The sequence below is a fragment of the Acinetobacter gyllenbergii CIP 110306 = MTCC 11365 genome (genome assembly GCF_000413855.1).
GTDB lineage: Bacteria > Pseudomonadota > Gammaproteobacteria > Pseudomonadales > Moraxellaceae > Acinetobacter > Acinetobacter gyllenbergii.
The window spans coordinates 23823-40526 of sequence record NZ_ATGG01000017.1 but is presented as its reverse complement, the minus strand read 5'-3'; the positions used below and the strand labels follow the sequence as shown (position 1 = coordinate 40526).

At 41.0% G+C, this 16704-nt stretch carries 16 protein-coding genes and 2 pseudogenes; 12 read left to right on the top strand and 6 right to left on the bottom strand.

Annotation, left to right across the window (positions count from 1 at the left end):
- The first annotated feature begins 142 nt into the window (after window positions 1-142).
- The 3 genes from F957_RS09375 (at window position 143) to F957_RS09385 (ending at window position 4540) form a co-directional block, all read left to right on the top strand.
- On the top strand, window positions 143-1159 hold the full coding sequence (locus F957_RS09375; protein WP_016540576.1) for an AraC family transcriptional regulator: 1017 nt from the start codon (window positions 143-145) through the stop codon (window positions 1157-1159).
- Window positions 1160-1694: 535 nt separating this feature from the next.
- The gene (locus tag F957_RS09380) at window positions 1695-4040 is read left to right on the top strand and encodes a TonB-dependent hemoglobin/transferrin/lactoferrin family receptor (protein ID WP_016660375.1); all 2346 of its coding nucleotides are present in this window, start codon (window positions 1695-1697) and stop codon (window positions 4038-4040) included.
- A gap of 215 nt (window positions 4041-4255) precedes the next feature.
- On the top strand, window positions 4256-4540 hold the full coding sequence (locus tag F957_RS09385) for a hypothetical protein (RefSeq protein ID WP_016660374.1): 285 nt from the start codon (window positions 4256-4258) through the stop codon (window positions 4538-4540).
- Window positions 4541-4602: 62 nt separating this feature from the next.
- Here F957_RS09385 and F957_RS09390 read toward each other — a convergent pair whose 3' ends face one another.
- Window positions 4603-5529 carry a LysR family transcriptional regulator gene (locus tag F957_RS09390; RefSeq protein WP_032860530.1) on the bottom strand — a complete coding sequence of 309 codons (927 nt, stop codon included), beginning with the start codon at window positions 5527-5529 and terminating at the stop codon, window positions 4603-4605.
- A 118-nt stretch (window positions 5530-5647) separates the two neighbouring features.
- Between F957_RS09390 and F957_RS09395 the strand changes: the two genes are divergently transcribed.
- The 4 genes from F957_RS09395 to F957_RS09410 all read left to right on the top strand — a co-directional run bounded on the left by F957_RS09395 (window position 5648) and on the right by F957_RS09410 (window position 8926).
- Window positions 5648-6628, top strand: coding sequence for an MBL fold metallo-hydrolase (locus tag F957_RS09395; RefSeq protein ID WP_016660373.1), 981 nt, complete (start codon window positions 5648-5650; stop codon window positions 6626-6628).
- A gap of 174 nt (window positions 6629-6802) precedes the next feature.
- Window positions 6803-7696, top strand: coding sequence for a LysR family transcriptional regulator (locus F957_RS09400; protein ID WP_016540580.1), 894 nt, complete (start codon window positions 6803-6805; stop codon window positions 7694-7696).
- A 138-nt stretch (window positions 7697-7834) separates the two neighbouring features.
- Complete coding sequence (locus F957_RS09405; RefSeq protein ID WP_016660372.1) at window positions 7835-8164, top strand: hypothetical protein; 330 nt, start codon at window positions 7835-7837, stop codon at window positions 8162-8164.
- Window positions 8165-8296: 132 nt separating this feature from the next.
- The gene (locus F957_RS09410; RefSeq protein ID WP_016660371.1) at window positions 8297-8926 is read left to right on the top strand and encodes a methyltransferase domain-containing protein; all 630 of its coding nucleotides are present in this window, start codon (window positions 8297-8299) and stop codon (window positions 8924-8926) included.
- A 69-nt stretch (window positions 8927-8995) separates the two neighbouring features.
- Here F957_RS09410 and F957_RS09415 read toward each other — a convergent pair whose 3' ends face one another.
- A complete protein-coding gene (locus F957_RS09415; RefSeq protein ID WP_016540583.1) occupies window positions 8996-9895 on the bottom strand; it encodes an alpha/beta hydrolase in 900 nt (299 codons plus the stop codon).
- Between the two features lie 19 nt (window positions 9896-9914).
- Complete coding sequence (locus F957_RS09420) at window positions 9915-10514, bottom strand: Crp/Fnr family transcriptional regulator (protein ID WP_016540584.1); 600 nt, start codon at window positions 10512-10514, stop codon at window positions 9915-9917.
- A gap of 339 nt (window positions 10515-10853) precedes the next feature.
- On the opposite strand from F957_RS09420, the gene F957_RS09425 reads away from it, so the two are divergent.
- On the top strand, window positions 10854-11081 hold the full coding sequence (locus F957_RS09425; protein WP_016540585.1) for a hypothetical protein: 228 nt from the start codon (window positions 10854-10856) through the stop codon (window positions 11079-11081).
- Window positions 11082-11269: 188 nt separating this feature from the next.
- Here the strand turns inward: F957_RS09425 and F957_RS09430 are convergent, their stop codons facing one another.
- Window positions 11270-11500, bottom strand: coding sequence for a hypothetical protein (locus F957_RS09430; RefSeq protein ID WP_004652770.1), 231 nt, complete (start codon window positions 11498-11500; stop codon window positions 11270-11272).
- 290 nt (window positions 11501-11790) lie between these two features.
- On the opposite strand from F957_RS09430, the gene F957_RS09435 reads away from it, so the two are divergent.
- The gene (locus F957_RS09435) at window positions 11791-12402 is read left to right on the top strand and encodes a LexA family protein (RefSeq protein ID WP_016540586.1); all 612 of its coding nucleotides are present in this window, start codon (window positions 11791-11793) and stop codon (window positions 12400-12402) included.
- Between the two features lie 4 nt (window positions 12403-12406).
- Window positions 12407-12814 (top strand): annotated as a pseudogene (locus F957_RS09440) (Y-family DNA polymerase); the annotation flags it as partial.
- A 48-nt stretch (window positions 12815-12862) separates the two neighbouring features.
- On the opposite strand, the gene F957_RS09445 reads toward F957_RS09440, so the two are convergent.
- Together F957_RS09445 and F957_RS09450 are read right to left on the bottom strand one after the other, a co-directional pair.
- Complete coding sequence (locus tag F957_RS09445) at window positions 12863-14140, bottom strand: ISL3 family transposase (protein ID WP_000610830.1); 1278 nt, start codon at window positions 14138-14140, stop codon at window positions 12863-12865.
- A 12-nt stretch (window positions 14141-14152) separates the two neighbouring features.
- Window positions 14153-15187 carry a permease gene (locus F957_RS09450; RefSeq protein ID WP_016540588.1) on the bottom strand — a complete coding sequence of 345 codons (1035 nt, stop codon included), beginning with the start codon at window positions 15185-15187 and terminating at the stop codon, window positions 14153-14155.
- 111 nt (window positions 15188-15298) lie between these two features.
- On the opposite strand from F957_RS09450, the gene F957_RS09455 reads away from it, so the two are divergent.
- Both F957_RS09455 and F957_RS09460 read left to right on the top strand, forming a co-directional pair.
- The gene (locus F957_RS09455; RefSeq protein ID WP_008294929.1) at window positions 15299-15613 is read left to right on the top strand and encodes an ArsR/SmtB family transcription factor; all 315 of its coding nucleotides are present in this window, start codon (window positions 15299-15301) and stop codon (window positions 15611-15613) included.
- Between the two features lie 176 nt (window positions 15614-15789).
- Window positions 15790-16698, top strand: a pseudogene (locus F957_RS09460) (DinB/UmuC family translesion DNA polymerase); the annotation flags it as partial.
- Window positions 16699-16704 lie beyond the last annotated feature (6 nt).

Genomic DNA, 16704 nt, shown 5'->3' with positions numbered 1-16704 from the left:
GGATTTTTTGCCGCATTAGTATGAAAAATGGAAAACTGGATTATCGTTAATTTTTAAGAATGGTTAAATAATATACTTGTGTAACTGGTTTTTTGATTCCTTCTCTGAGGTGGGCTTTTAGATATGATATGAGTGGGTAGCAATGGTTTTGAGTCATCCTAATCAGGTTAAATTAATATCAAGTTCGATGCTTAATTTATTGATTAATTTTTGTGTAAAAAATAATCTTAAAAATGCAAAATATTTGAGTGATTATAAAACAAGTGAACTGATTCCAATCGGGGAATGGATTGAACTATTGGAGGAAATTAGTCAAAAACAGTCTAAGCCAACACTTGGACTGGAAATATCAAAATATACTCAGCCTAAACATCTCGGTATTTTAGGATATATTGCCTCGTCATGTGAAAATATATTAGATGTATTAAATGTATTTATAAAATATCAAAGGCTGTTTTGTGAGGCAAAGCCCGCAAACATGTCTATTTCTGATCAATTTATTGTCATTCGGTGGGGGTTTGATCCTTATCTTAAAAATAATCATTTAGTAGATGAATTATTAATGGGGGTTTTTTATACTCTTTTAGATCAGTTAGTACATCCGCATAGAATAGAGGTAAGAAAAGTAAGTTTTAGTACAGAGAAAACAAAATTTTTTTATAATTACGAAAATTTTTTTGGCTGTCCCGTCGAATTTGAAAGTGAAGATGTTGAAATATATATTTCAATGACCAGTCTTGATTTAGAAGTTCTTAATGCAGATCCTGTGTTAAATGATATTTTAATCAAGCAGGCAAATGTATTGTTGTCAAAACGTCCTAAGCTTGATCTTTTTGATGAGTTAATACAGAAAACAATAATTCAAGCTGTAAGTAAGGGGAATATCAGTGTAGAGGATGTTGCAAATAAGTTGGGCTTGCCAGCTCGGATATTTCAACTGAAATTAAAGCAGCAAGGATATACCTTTAAAGAAAGATTGAATCAAGTCCGTAGAGATTTAGCATTTGATTATCTTGCCGATCTCAATTTGAGCATTCTGGACATTTCAATGTTATTGGCGTACCAAGAACAAACTTCGTTTATCCGAGCATTTAAGTCATGGACTGGGATGAGTCCCTTACAATACAGGAAGAAAAAAATCTTAAATCATCGTTCTTGATTCTGAGGTGTTCCTACTTCAGTATGCGTGTCTGGGTGGTACGATCTTAAGCCATTTAGCCAATAGTTGTCCCAATACACAGCTTATTGACTATATATCAAGATCATCATAAATGGGGCATGGATCAAATTCTGAGAATATTCAACTTACACTGCAATGATTTAAACAGAAACAATTGCAGTACAATACAAATTCGAGTGTCTTTGGATTTTTTGGATGTCTTAAAAATCTTATCCACCCATTTACATTTGCACAAATGTAAATGATAATCAATATTATTTGTGATGTTTTACTGAATTGAATGAGATATGTTGCCTCAATCCTCCTTGATAGTAGTTGATTTATTGTCATTAACCATAGACGGTGTCTTGCTACTGTTGAACTCCAGCCAATTAGGTTTGTAGTCACAATGATTTGGCGTATGCTGCAACGCTTTATTGAATCTTGATTTTTATTATTTTTTATACGGTTAAAGCGTCGATTATTTTAGCACCTGATTTAGGTTGCCGATGCTTTTGATCTTCTGGTGAAGTTTATGCCCCAATCTCTCCCTCAAACAAAGGTGATTAAGCCTCTTGTAATGGCTATTGCTTTATCTATGTATACCTTGACTATGCCTGTCTATGCAGATAATACCAAGGTTGTTTTGGCCGATAGCGTCACAAAAGTACCGCTTGTACAAGAAACATTATCTAAGACCAATGCGCAAAATCAAATTTATCAAATGACACCAATTGTGGTGCAGGCGGATAAGCACGATACCATTCAATTTGGTCAGAGTGTCTTAAATCAAAAAGCGATTGATCGTTATCAAGCCAACAATGTAGCACAATTGTTGGACCACATGCCGAGTGTGGGTTCTGCTGGCTCACCTCGGCCAGGTGGACAAACCATTAATATCTTAGGGATGGGAGGTGTTGAGGATGTTCCCATTACCTTAGATGATTCGGTCAAAAGTTTTGATAAATATCGTCAAGGTTCTGTCTTTATTGAACCTGAACTGTTAAAGAAGATTACAGTCGATAAAGGTCCACATAATGTTGAGGTTGGAAATGGTGGCTTTGGAGGAAAGGTCACTTTAGAAACTAAAGATGCAACTGATTTATTGACCAACGATAAAAATATCGGTGCTTTCTTTAAATATTCACGATTTTCCAATAATTCTCAAAATACCTATACCGGTGCTGTGTATGGAAAGAGTGAAAATGGTGTCGTTGATGGGATGTTTTACTATACCAATCGAGATAGTGGCGATGTTCAACGCCCTGACGGCAGCAAGTTTTTGTATTCTGCACAGCAGCAGGATACTTATTTGGCCAAACTCAATTTTCATCCGACAGACAGCCAAAAAATTAGTTTGAATGCAATGCAAAGTGGGCATAAGGGCTGGGAACCTTTTGCGGCAATGCGAGATCAAGATGCAGTTCCAACAGAAGCAGATATTAAAAAATATGGATATGAGGAAGCATGGAAACGGCGTTTGGTCTATCGTGATCAAAACGATAGCAGCTATTCGGTTGGATATGAATTAAACCCTGAATCAAACCCATATGTAAATTTGAAGGCAACAGTATCTTATTCAAAGACCGATCAGCATGATCAAAGATTACCAAGTGTGACTGGATCGGCGGCAACATTGGGCAATGAAAGTTGGGTGACCTATACCAATACCGCATTTAAACTCAGTAATATTAGTGATATTGCGACTACCTATGGCGCACATAAATTAAAGGTTGGGGCGCAATATCAAAAGATGGAGCAGAACTCACTCATTTACGATAAGAACAACGCTAAAAAACCAGACTATAACTTTGGTTATTATGAACCAAATTATATGCCTTCAGGCAAACAGCAAATGTTGAGTGCATTTGTAGAAGATCAATACCAGATCAATAGTTTCACGATTACACCATCGCTTCGCTATGATCATATTACCAATACTGGCAATCCAAACCGAGCATCACGTTATAATGATCCAAGTGCAGGGCATGATTATTCAAGCAAAACCTACACGGGTTGGTCGCCACGTTTAGCTTTGGCTTGGAAGCAGGCCGATTATCTCACTTGGTTTGCCAATATCAGTAAAACATGGCGTGCCCCCCGTGTTGACGAGCAATATTATGTGCAATCGGCAATAACCTCTGTACCATCAACCAGTCGTTATTTATTGCCTGAAAAAATGTTGGCGATCCGCCTTGGTAATGAAATGAACTTTGATGATGTTTTTGCAGAGCAAGACCACTTACAAGTTCGTTTGACTTATCATCATAATCGGGGGGGGGATGAAATTTTCCGAAACAGATCAACCTTCTGTAAGGCACAAGCGGAAAACAATGCCAATGGCGGAAATGGCAGTATTAATGATTGTAATGGAAACTATAAGCATGGCTTTTATCGTAATGTCACTGACTATACCATCAAAGCCTATGAGGCCGAGATTTTCTACAATCAGCCAACTTGGTTCACAGGTTTAACCTATTCTTATATTCGTGGTCAACGTGACAATTCACCTGTAAATCCCTGGTTTGAACAAAAAACATGGATGACAGATATACCTCCGAAAAAGGCAACAGCGACCTTAGGTGTGAATGTACCTGAACATCATTTAACCATGGGCTGGCGAGGAATCTTTGTGGCTAAACAGGATCGTAGCTTGTCTGATAACGATAAATCGATTGCAGCATCCTCTTTTTCTTTACCCAAAACCAAGGGGTATTCGCTACATGGTGTTTATGCGGATTGGCAACCTATTGGTGAAAAAGGTCCAACTTTAAATTTTTCAATCGATAATCTATTTAATCGAGACTATAAAATGTATTTAGGTGAATATATGACTGGTACCGGTCGCGATTATAAGCTCAGTATTTCACAGCGATTCTAGTGGTGCTGAAGTGTCGTATTTATAGCTTTTATCCAGAGCAAGTACAGATGTGAGGGGTATCTAAGTATCTGTACTTATACTGAAGAATATAAGCCTGTCCTAATATGAATAAATATTTAAATTTTCACGAAATGATAATTTTTTAATGCTTTGCTGTTAATTTTTTACTGGCTGCTTTTTATACAATAAGGGGAGCTTTTTGCAGAGCATTGATAATGAAAAAGTGGATTTGCTTGACCTGTGGAAAGTACAAAAAGATTGTTCCAGAGCATTTGAAAACAGGGCAAATTGTTTGCTTTTATCAGTTTAAAATTGATGCAGAAGAAATTCAGAAAATAATCAAACACGGCATTATCTTAAAACGGAAAAACAAAATTCTAACCATATTGGATGATGGAGAAATTTTCTATTTACTTGATCGGGATGTATATCCTATCGATGCACCTGTTTACTTTATTTATAATATGTTCGGCAAGTGTCGGTGTCTATATGAACAGTAATAATATTTTGATATTAAAGAAGTTATTTTATTGATGGATGGTTGTATTTTAAAATGAACCATTTAGTTGCTCAATGCAGGATTTAGTTTATGCCGTAGCCGTGGAATTGAAAAATCTAAAAAGAGCTTGGTGGCTAATAAAATATTTTCCCGTGTTGGAATAAGTGCATTCACTAAAGACGCTTGAGGTGACCATGCAGAATCAGCTTTAAAGACATTTACAAATTGGCCAGACTCTAGTTCATTGGCACATAAATACCAGGGCAGAACCGCAACCCCCATGCCTTGTTGCACAGCCGATTTGAGTACCGACATATTGCCACAACTGATATAAGGCTCGAGTAGTACTGTATTTAAGTCATTATTTTGACTGGTGAATATTTGGGAGATCAGGTTCATTTGCACACTTAAAGCAATGAAATTTAACTGTTTGAGTTGTTCTGGCGACTCAATTTTTTCTTTATCCCTCATATAATTCTGACTGGCAACCAGTACCATCGGTAAATCGCAGACTGGACGAATAATTAAGCTCGAATCATTGAGAAGTTTGGAGGAAATTCGAAAAACTAGATCGACTTGTGCGCTGATTAAATCAATATTGTGATCTGATGTGTTAATGATCAGGCGGATCTTAGGATATTGACGTAAAAACGAATCAAGAATAGGCAGCAATGCTTCTTGAGCAAAAGTAGAAGAGCAACCCACTCTTAATGTCCCTTTAGGGTCACCTGCAAGATCGGTTGCAACGGCAAAAGCATTTTGTGCGGCTTGCTTTAATGCTTTTGCATGAATATAGACTTCTTCTCCAGCAGGGGTAAGAACAACATTTCGTGTATTGCGATGTAATAAGCGGACGCCAATTCTATTTTCCAGTTCTGAAATATGTCGACTGAGTTTAGAGCGCTGTAGACCCAAATTACGTGCCGCAGCTGAAAACCCTGCGTGTTCGACTACCTCTGCAAATAATAACAGATCATCAAGTTTTTGCATGGCGGCCCAACCCATTATTGTTGCTAATTTTAGGACAGTATATTGCGGATTTTGTGGGTTTTGTCCGGGGGCTGAACTTGTTAGATTGGTCTCCGTGAAATCTATGCAGGGGTTGTCGATGGGTACGTTTAAAAATCAAAGAATTAGGGCATTTCTGAGCAATAAGTTTTTTGTAGCATTATTGCTGTCATTGCCTTTCAACTTTGTTTTTGCGACAGATAATGGGATTGTTGTAGATCAATCGATCTATCAGAATCGTGCTGTATTAGCGGATTTTACGGCAGCGTCCTGCCCAGATAATCCAAGAAGTTTAACGCAAGTTAAAGGCAATCTGTATCGACATACTACGGGTGCAGGCTTGGCTGTACATAGCGGTTTAGTTTTGATCACCAGAGAAGGTGCTTTGGTCATTGATCCAGCGATGACCTGTACATCAACATGGCTAAAAGATGAAATCAAGAAACGTTTTGATGTGCCTGTAAAATATGTGGTCTATACCCATGCCCATGCAGACCATATTAGTGGTGGGCAAGTCTTTAAAGCAGATGGGGCAACCATTATCGCCAATCAACGTAGTCTTGAACCGATTGTTGGGGAAAAATTAGCCACTGCATTGCCTGATCGAGTGTTTGATCAAGACATGAAGATTAGTCTAGGGGGCGAGGAGGTGTTATTACATTACGTTGCACCTAGCCATTCAGACAGTATGGTCATGGTACTTTTTCCTAAATACAAAGCTTTGCAATGTACTGATGTGTGTGAAAGTAAGAGCATGCCATACAATGATTTTTTAGATTTCTATTACACAGGTTGGATTGATACCTTGGATTGGGTAATCAAGCAAGATGTCGATTTTATTGATGTTGGACACTATAGCCCTGCCACACGTGAAGATCAGATCGCATTGCGCCATTACATTGTCGATTTACATCAACAAGTTTTAGACTTGGTTCGCGTAGGACAGTCGTGGGATCAGCTTTATCGTAATGTCAAATTCGGCCCAGATGTTCAGGACTGGATTGGTTTCAGTACGATGAAAATACCGAATATTCAAGGCATGTATCGTTGGGTAACCAATCATCGTCGAGGGAATTGGTAGTCTATATTATCGGATAAAAAGGAGGGGGGCTTTCTGCTGAGTTTATATCGAGTCTGATAATTTCGTATGAAACGTAAATGTATACGGAGCATCATAGTGAAATGCAAAGCCAGTGATGAAAGCGTTTCTAAGTGATTTAGAACGGGTCTAATGAATAGGTAGAAGAGTATTACGGTGTTAGAAATTAAAGATTTAGAAACGTTTATATATGCTGTTGAAAACTCTTCTTTAACTGTAACTTCAGAAAAGTTAGGTATTGATCAATCTACTGTAACTAAACGTATTAATAATATTGAGAAAAAACTAAAAGGAAAGCTGTTTAATCGAAAAAGCAGACCTTTACAACTCACGCATTTGGGAGAGCAAGTCTACTTTAAAGGTCGTTATATCCTCGAACAAATGGAACAATTAGAGTATTTTCATCAGCAAGAGGTCCTTCCAAAACAAGAAAAAATCAATATCGGGGTTCCAATTACCTTGGTGGATGATCTCTCAGAGTATATTTATGAAAGGTATAAGCACGACCATTATTTAACCAGTGTTGAAATACAAAGCGGTTGGGGGCGAAGTCTGATTCAGCAAGTCGCGGAGAGTGAGTTGCCGCTTGCAATTGTAATGATTCCTTCCAATCTTAATCTTTCTAGTCATTTATTTTTCTTGAATATTGGGACTTTACCTTTAGTTGTGGTTTCAGTCAGAAGTGGCGTTAAAGAACATACCAGTTTGGAGCGATGCAGTAGGAAAGGTTGGGTGATCCACCCTGAAGGATGTTGCTTTAGAGAGTGTTTAAATAAAGAACTAAAAGAACGAAAGTTGTTCCTATATGCAAATAAAGAAATTTTTGGGATAGAACCGCAGTTACACAGTATTTTAAATGGAGATGGTTTAGGGATTTTTCCAAAGCCTTTTATTGATCAGCACCCTGCATTTAACTCGGATCTCGAAATTGTGGCGGTCGAAGATTTTAATGTCAGTTTAAACGTAGGGATTGTTTATGCTGATCAACGCTATTTAAATGAGGTGAATTATTTTGCACGAATTTTAAGTGAGCGCTATTTTAGTGAATAAAATCGATATCAATTGAATCTGTTATTTCAGGGAGAATAGTGTCAATTTTGCATAGTTCTACGGAAAATTAAAATCTCCAAGTTTATGCTAACGTGCTAATATAATGCATTAAAATTAAAAAATTACTTGGGCATAAGCATGAGAAGAACACTATGTTTGATGTCAATTCTGATGGCATCAACGCTCATTTGGGCCACTGATATGCCCGTAGACGTGAATGGAGAGCAAGGTGCTTCAAAAAATCCCTTGCCAGAAAAAAGTAAGCCTTCACTGATTAAGCAGTCGACTAAAAAAGCAGATATTGATGAGGAGGTTGATACACAAGCCTTAAAACTTGGTGGGATTCATCGTCGAGATGATGCCAGACAATACTTAGAGTTAAAAAATCAAGTTGAACAACGTACTGAGCAAGTGGATGATAAAACCCAAAACCAGAAAGAAGTATCCAGTGTAATGACTCAGAAATAGTTTTTATTTGATCTATTAGGACAAATCGCTACGGTTGCTATCGTTTAGCTCAGGCCAGTGCAATAATCATAAGATGACCGTTACCATTGAGTTGATGGCTGGCTATTTGATCAGTGCTGAGAAGGAACTCAAATGAGCAGAAATTATTGGGAAGATGTTTATCAATCGAAACAGGTTGATCAAGTGAGTTGGTATCAGCAACAAGATCAGAAAACATTAGAACTAATCCAATCTCAGAATCTATCAGCTGATGCAAAAATTATTGATGTTGGAAGCGGTGCATCACTGCTCATTGATCAGCTGATCGAGTCGGGTTATAAAAATCTGCATGTGCTTGATCTATCTGAAACCGCATTGAAGACAACACAAGCAAGATTAATAGAGAAGAGTTTAGAGAGTAGCCAAATTCATTGGTTGGTTGCAGATATTTGTACAGCTGAACTTGCGCCTCAGTTTTTTGATGTGTGGCACGATCGAGCAGTATTTCATTTTATGGTGACAGAAGAACAGCAAGCGCAATATCTAAAGAATGTACGGCATGCCTTGAAGCAAAAGGGACTTTTGATGATTTCTGCCTTTGCCGAAGATGGTCCAACACAGTGTAGTGGCTTGCCTGTAGAACGCTATAGTGTGGAAAAGTTAGCGCAGAGACTTGGTGAGGACTTTGGGCTAATTCATTACGAAAGCTCAATTCATTTAACACCTTGGGACACTAAGCAAAATTTTATTCATACGATGTGGCTGTTGAAAGAACAGAAGTGAATCGAGAATAGTTTGAGCTGTTCGCAGTTGTATTTATTTATAAGCAAACGCTCGGTTACTCGTTTGCTTTCAACTCTGGTCTAACCATTTCCCAGCCTCGATCAATGCATTTCTACTCTCTGGAACAAATGGAATTTGTGGCCATGCATGCCACATTCCGGTCCAAATTGATAAGGTGATTGAAACATTGGTAGCCTTCGCTCTTTTTGCAAATTCACGACTATCATCAAGTAAAACCTCCCGAGAACCGACCTGTACCAGTAGCGGTGGAAGGCCTGTAAAATCAGCATATAACGGTGATAATAATGGATCATTCTGGAGATGGTCTTTGGCATAATGTCTTGCAAAATCCCGTTCCAAAAAATAGGTGCCCAGAAAAGGATCTCGTTTATCTTGTCTAGCATGACTCAATGAGCTTAAGGTTAGGTCTAACCAAGGCGATTGTAAGTAGATTTTTTTAGGCATGTTGAGCTGTTTATCTCTTAGAATGACACTCAACGCTAAGGCTAAGTTTCCACCTGCAGAGTCTCCTGCAAGTAAAATTTCATGCGCTGGAAATTTGTCGGATAAACTTTGCCATGCCAACAAGACATCTTCTACTGCTGCTGGGTAGGGATGTTCTGGAGCTAAACGATAATCTGGTAAATAGGCAAATTCTGCTTTGGCAAGTTTGCATAAGGTGCCGACGTAGGCACGATAACTGTGTGGGCTACCGATAACGAAACCACCGCCATGAATATAAAATAAAATACGGCCTTTGACTTTATGCGTTGATTGATTGTGAATGCTAAGGATAGGCAAGTTTTCGATATGGCTATGTTCAAAGCTCAACTGATTGGGTATCGGAACAATGCTGGTCCCTTGTTCGAAGATTCTCCGCATCAATTTGGTATTATTGGGATGTAATAATAATAATTTTTTTTGCCAGCCAAATAATGTGATCGCGGTATATGCTCTTAAACTCACCATGCTTTAAGCCCTAAATAGATTAGTCCGAAAACTTCTTTTTGATCCGTGATAGTGACTCTGCTTCGATCCCTAAATACGAGGCCAAATGATATTGAGCCACTTGGTCGACAATCCACGGTTCATTCATCAGCACCCAGTGATATCTCTGTTCTGCATTGGCCGTGAGCAGCATGGCTTCCCGTTGTTCATTGCGTATGAATAATTCTTTTGCAACTCGACCAATAAATAGTTCAACTTCTGTTGGATATTTTTCTCTGAGTGACTCAACCAGCTTAATAGGGATTTTATATAGCCGGACATTACCTAAGGCCTGAATACTAAAAGGAAGCGCCTGAGAGGTTAAGTATGCACTTAATGAACCAATAAGCTGACCTTGGGTAAAGAAGGCTTTATTTCGTTCTTTACCATCCAACATGGTGTAATAGTAGCGGACTCTCCCAGAGCTAATGATGCTGAATCCATCGACATTCTGACCTGCATATGCAATTAGCTCTCCATCATTAAATTCTTGGTATTCAAGATGATGCATGACATGATTCAATAACTCTTGATTGGATATAAGATATTTGAAAATGGTATTACTCACAATTTCAATATCTTGATGTGTTCGTGTCGTCATAATTGATCTGGTATTGGCTACTAAATGCTAAGGTACTTATTTTGATATGAGCATCTTGTAAATAGCTGCAAATTTCATTGATAAATGTTAAGCAGCGTATTCATTTCAGATGTCTGGCAAAGAAACCAGAATGAATTATTTTGATACGTTTTTCAGTGAACTGTAACTGTTCGGTTAAATAAATATTAACGAAATTTATAATTTTAGAGTCAACTTCAACGACTTAGAGTCTAAAAAAATAAAAAGATAATACTTATAACTCTTGTTACAACCATTTAGTCGACAATTTATCGAAAATTTCCCATAGTCCTATGAACTATAGATATTGGGAGAACTGTTATGGATAAGATTACAGTCATCGTCAAGGATCAAGAAGAAAATGAATCGATTGTCGTTGCACAGCTCAATGATTTAGAAGACCAAGATATTCCTTTTTTTAAACGGGTTGAACATATTGAAGTAGAAGGAAATATCATTTTTCCAAATATTGACTTACTTTTTGAAAGCAATACCGATGGAAAAATTTATAAGCTAGTTGCACCTGTAAACGATAAAAGATTTATCTGAATTTAACCCGATGATTCAACCGTATAAAGGCCCACTGATGCGATCAAATAGGTGGGTTTTTTATTTGTGAGCAATACCAGCCATTTGAAAACTGGTTAGATCACAGATAAAAAATAAAGAGCTTGTCTCTTCACAGTCATTGTACAAGCTCTTTTTATAGTAGGGTCATATTGAGTCGATATGTTTTATCAATGAATTGGGTTAAGCCCTTTAACAATGTCATTAAACTCTGAACCATTGAGCCAAAAAGATTTCTTTAAAAAAAGTGTGGTCATAATACTTTCTGCGGCTTCACTATTTTGGTTGTCACAAAATAGCCCGTAGCTATCACCTAACACAGTATTGTTCTCGATTAGGCGAATAAAGAAAGCATGTTGTTCGTCAGCATAACCAAGAATAGCATCACGTCGATTGTTCATTTTTCATGTCTCCACATCAAAAATATTTGGATAGAACCTAACTGCTGAGAGATCAAATATATTCATGAGTTAGATCAATAACTTAATCATTTTAAATTTTTAAAAAAATCATAAGTCATTCATTTAAAACATAAATATTGGTTTGCCCTACATCCTTGTCTAAGTGAAACAAGCCAAAATCTGATCTATTGAATTTATTGTTATGCAAAATTAATTGTACGTCAACTTGAATTTGTAACTTTTTCAAGTTAAATTATTTGCAGGTATTTTAAACTTGGGTGGGGGAAGTTATGTCCAAAAAAAATGAATTTGAGCATGGCGGTGCCAGAAGCAATGCAGGGCGCAAAGCACAATTTAGTGAACCAACCAAAGTGATTCGAGTGCCTGAGTCTCAAGTTGATTTCATCAAAAATTGGTTACTGAATAATGTCAAAACCGATGCACGTACAGATTTGACTACTTCGATGAAAATCCAAAATGTGCAAGCCAAGAATGATCGAATTTATCATATTCCATTGGCAACGGAACGAGTTGCTGCGGGTTTTCCGTCGCCTGCCCAAGATCATGTTGAACAAGCGCTCGATTTAAATGAGTTTTTAATTCGTAACGAAAACTCAACTTTTATTGTTAAAGCGAACTCGCTGTCGATGTTGGATGCTGGAATTGATATTGATGATCCTTTAGTGGTGGATCGTAGTCTTCCAGCCAAGTCTGGAGATATTGTGATTGCTTTGGTTGACAATGATTTTACCGTCAAACGCTTGATGGTTGATCATCATTTCAGTCCACCGAAGGTCTGGTTGAAAGCCGAAAACCCAGATTATCAGAATATTTATATTACAGAGGGGCAAGAGCTACTGATCTGGGGTGTTGTGACTTATAACCTGAAGCCAATGAGGTAAGCCAATGAGTCTGCCGCAACGTATTTTTGCTTTGATTGATGTGAATAACTGCTATGTCAGTTGCGAACGTGTGTTTAATCCAAAGTTGGAACAGCGTCCTGTGGTGGTCTTGTCAAATAACGATGGTTGTGTGGTTTCTCGTTCTTATGAGGCAAAAAAGCTCGGTATTCGAATGGCTGTGCCATTCTTCCAAATTGAAGAGATTATTCGACAACATCAGGTACAGGTCTTTTCCAGTAATTATGCCTTGTATGCGGAAATGTCACGCCGTTTTATGAACATTTTAGGGAGTTTTGTTGATCCGTGTGAACAGGAAGTGTATTCGATTGATGAATGTTTTTTAGAGCTGACGGCTTATCAGCACAGTTATGATTTAACTGAATATGCCCATCAAATTTTAGAGGGTATACGGATTTAATGGTTGATGGGGCACCTTTACCCCACCAACCTGATACCATTATCAGATGGTTGATAGATCGACTCCGTAGTTGAGTTCCTCTGCGAAGTCCGGCAGTCCGTAACCGATGGTTTTCTTGTAGAAAGGAGAGACCTTCGCAGTCGGTGCCTTCTTCTTGTGCTTCGTGGTGTAGAGCATTCGTGCCCGCATCACCTCGAAGGAGTAACCGCGCCCTTCACGGTTCTTGTCCTTGGCCAGTCGGTTGATGGACTCCGTGTAAGCGTTGGTGACGGGCATGTCCGTCTCGAAGTAGGTCATGGTCTCTTCGCGCCAGTTTCCCACTGCCCTGACCAGATCGCTCCAGACTTCCTTTTGGCCCTTCGGGATGGTGGCTATCCACTCGTCCAGGGCGGCTTCTGCCTGGAGCCGTGTGGTGGCGTCCCAGATGCCGTAGAAGCGCTCCTTGTGCTCGTAGGCGGCCAGCAGTTGCGGGAACGCGCCTGTCCAGGTCTCCATGATGAGGCGCTCCCGGTCTGAGACTTCGTGAGCGCGTTTCAGCAGGATTTTCCGGTCTCCCTTGAGAGTCCGGCTCTGGGACGGTTTCAGCTCCTTTCTGAGGCCCTTGCGCACTCTCTCTAGGGCATCGTTGGCCATGCGCACCACATGGAACTTATCGACCACGATACGGGCCTGGGGCAGCACAGCCTTGACCGCTGCCCGGTAGGGGTTCCACATGTCCATGCTGACGATCTCGACCTTCTGCCGGTCTTTCAGCTTCATCAGGTAGTTGGTCACCACGTCCTGGCGGCGGGTGGCCAGCAGGTCGAGCAGGGTTCGCTCCTCAATGTTGGTCAGAATGCAGCGGTAGCGCTTGTTCAGGTATAGCTCGTCAATGCCCAGGATGCGGGGCGTCTCGAAGCGGTGCCAGCGCCCCAGGAACTCGGCGCGGGCGTTGAAGATGTCGCGCACCGTCTTCTCGTCCAGGCCGGTCTGTGCCGCCACAAAGGTGTAGGGGTGGTTGAAGGATTCCTTCTCCACGTACTCATGCAGCCGCAGTGTCATACGGAATCCGTCCACCATCTCCGGTAGCTGGGGCCTGAATGTTGTCTTGCAGGCCCGGCAGGTGTATCGGCGGCGGACCACCCAGAGAGTGACCCGCTTGCCGTGGATGGGCAGATCACGATAGGGAACGTCACGCTTGCCGAACCGCACGAACTCACCCTGCACGCCGCACCCCTCGCAGGCTACTGGTGTAGGTGCTTCAAGCCGAAAATGTATGTCTTCATTCTGCTCATCAGAATCCACCAACTGGTACCCAGGAAGGCTTAACGAATTAATCATCTCCCGCCTTGATCAGAAAAACAGGTAGGTGGCGTAACCGGCAATCATCGCCATAGCAAAAATGACTGCTAAAAACGCCGCTAAAAGCTTCAGCGTGAACAAAGAGCGCAACAGAATGAGCTCAGTCAGGCTGGCTCCGGCACTGCCGATGATAAACGCTAGCACCGTCCCGGCACCCACGCCTTTGGCCATCAGAGCCGCTGCCAGAGGTATGACGGCTTCAGCGCGAATATACAACGGCAGGCCGATGACAGCGGCAACTGGAATGGCAAAGGGATTATCTGGGCCTGCATACTGCTCCAATAAGTCAGTGGGCATGAAACCATAGATCACGCTGCCAATCGCAATACCGATGAGCAGGTAAGGCAACACATCGATAAAGTCCGACCAAGCTTCCCGCCACACACCACTGTACTTCCCTTCTTTCTTAACCGTGACAGTGGGTTGACTGTCACAGCATTCGCTAGACGTAGAGACTGTTGTCTTCCTATCAGCCCCGCAAGAAGCCGTCTTCGGAGTGGTGTCGCAGCTGTTGGTGCCGCAACTCGATGCGGTCGATGTAGCACTGCACGGGCTTGCTGATGAACTACATCCACTGCTCTCTTGTGTCGCCGTCCGGCGCACATAACGCTCGAAGCCAAGCGTGTGAAGCAGCCATCCGGCACCTACCGCGACCACCAAAGCGGCGAGCACATAGATAGCAGTAAGTGTCCATCCAAACGTGGCAACCAGCAGGCCGACGACGATAGGATTCAGCAACGGAGATGAGAAAAGAAACACCATCATCGGCCCAAAACCGGCCCGTGCCCGAATCAACCCTTTCAACATGGGGATAGTCGAGCAACTACAGAAGGGCGTTATAGCTCCTAAACCAGCAGCAAGAAAATAGCCTCGCTTCCCACTGGAAGGCAGTAACGCTTCCACCTTGGATGGTGGGATGTGACGTTGAAGAACTCCGACCAGCAAGCTAATGCCAATGAATAAAACCGATAGCTCGATAGCGAGAAAGGCGAACATGCCTAGAGCGTCTTGGAGTTGAGATGACATTCAATATTACTCCTATATTTCTAGTATTGTCGAAATGATGTACGCAGCCTACTTGCGTTTATCCGACCTGTCAACTATAATTCTAGAAACATCGAATTATTGGGGCGTGCTATGGATCACGAAAAGGTTGCAGCCAGCTTAGCTGAGCTAGGGAATAGTCACCGACTGTCCGTGTTCCGCTTTCTGGTCAAAGCTGGCCATGATGGGGCTTCGGTCGGAGATATCCAGAAGGGGCTGGGTATTCCTGCTTCGACGCTATCACATCACCTTGCGCGCATGGCCAAGGTAGGGCTGATCCGGCAGGAGAAACATAGCCGCACGATTGTCTGTATATCCGAGTATGGGCACCTAGAGAATTTGATCGGTTTCTTACAAGAGGAATGTTGTGCAGGTGTCCGGATTGCGCATGAACCAGAACCGCTTTGACGCTTGCCCAGCTCTCGCTGTCCTCCCTAGTCAGCATCGCTATGAAGACTCAGGCGAAGGTGGAAACAGAAAATTGGCAGTAGAGTAGGCTGAAGAGGATCAATCAGATAATCCGCTGAGAAAGATTTTCTTCTTTACATCTTTGGCATTTTATCAACCAGAAATTCCGGATACCCATTTTAGATACCGTTAAAAATTGGTTGGGATTGCCCTGTTGTATCGGGATCGGTTATTCCAAAACACAAGCCAAACTTGCCAATCATTTGGCCAAAACCCATCCCTGTTTTAATAGTGTCTGTAATATCGTGGCTGAAGACCCATGCGTGATTGAAGACTTATTGCTGCGGATACCCGCGGGCGAAGTGTGGGGCGTTGGGCGAAAGATTCGTCAGCGTTTGGAAAAAATGAATATCTGCTCGGTGATGGATTTAGTCCAAGCTGACCCGAAAATGCTAGGCAAGTATTTTTCTGTAGTGATGGAAAATACGGTGAAAGAATTACAGGGCATGGCCTGCTTAGAAATCGAGGATATTGTGACTGAGCGACGACAAGTGTTGAGTAGTCGTTCATTTGGCCAGCCGATTCAAGAGAAAAGTGATTTAAGTGGCGCACTGACTGAATTTAGTTTACGTGCCATAGAGCGCTTACGGCATCAGAAACTATTATGTAAGGCGGTTGGTGTCAGCATTCGAACCAATCGGTTTAACAAAGATCAATATTATCGACCTTATACGGTGGTGTATCTCTCTGACTACAGCGATGACCGTTTAGAGATTATCAAGGCGGTACAGCAGGGACTAGACCGTATTTATCAAGCAGGGCATCGCTATAAAAAAGCAGAAGTGATTTTGTTGGATATTATTCCACAACATAGTCATGCTGTTGATTTATTCCATGATACAGATGAGCTGCTTGCTCGACGAAAGCTTTCTGTGGCGTTTGATGATATTAATGAGAAATTTGGACGGGATACCATGACATTAGGACGTTTAATCAGTCCTCATGGCCGTGCATGGCAAATGATGCAAAAGCACAAATCCCCCAGTTATTTGACTCACTGGGATCAAGTTTTGAAGGTTGGATAAGTTGGT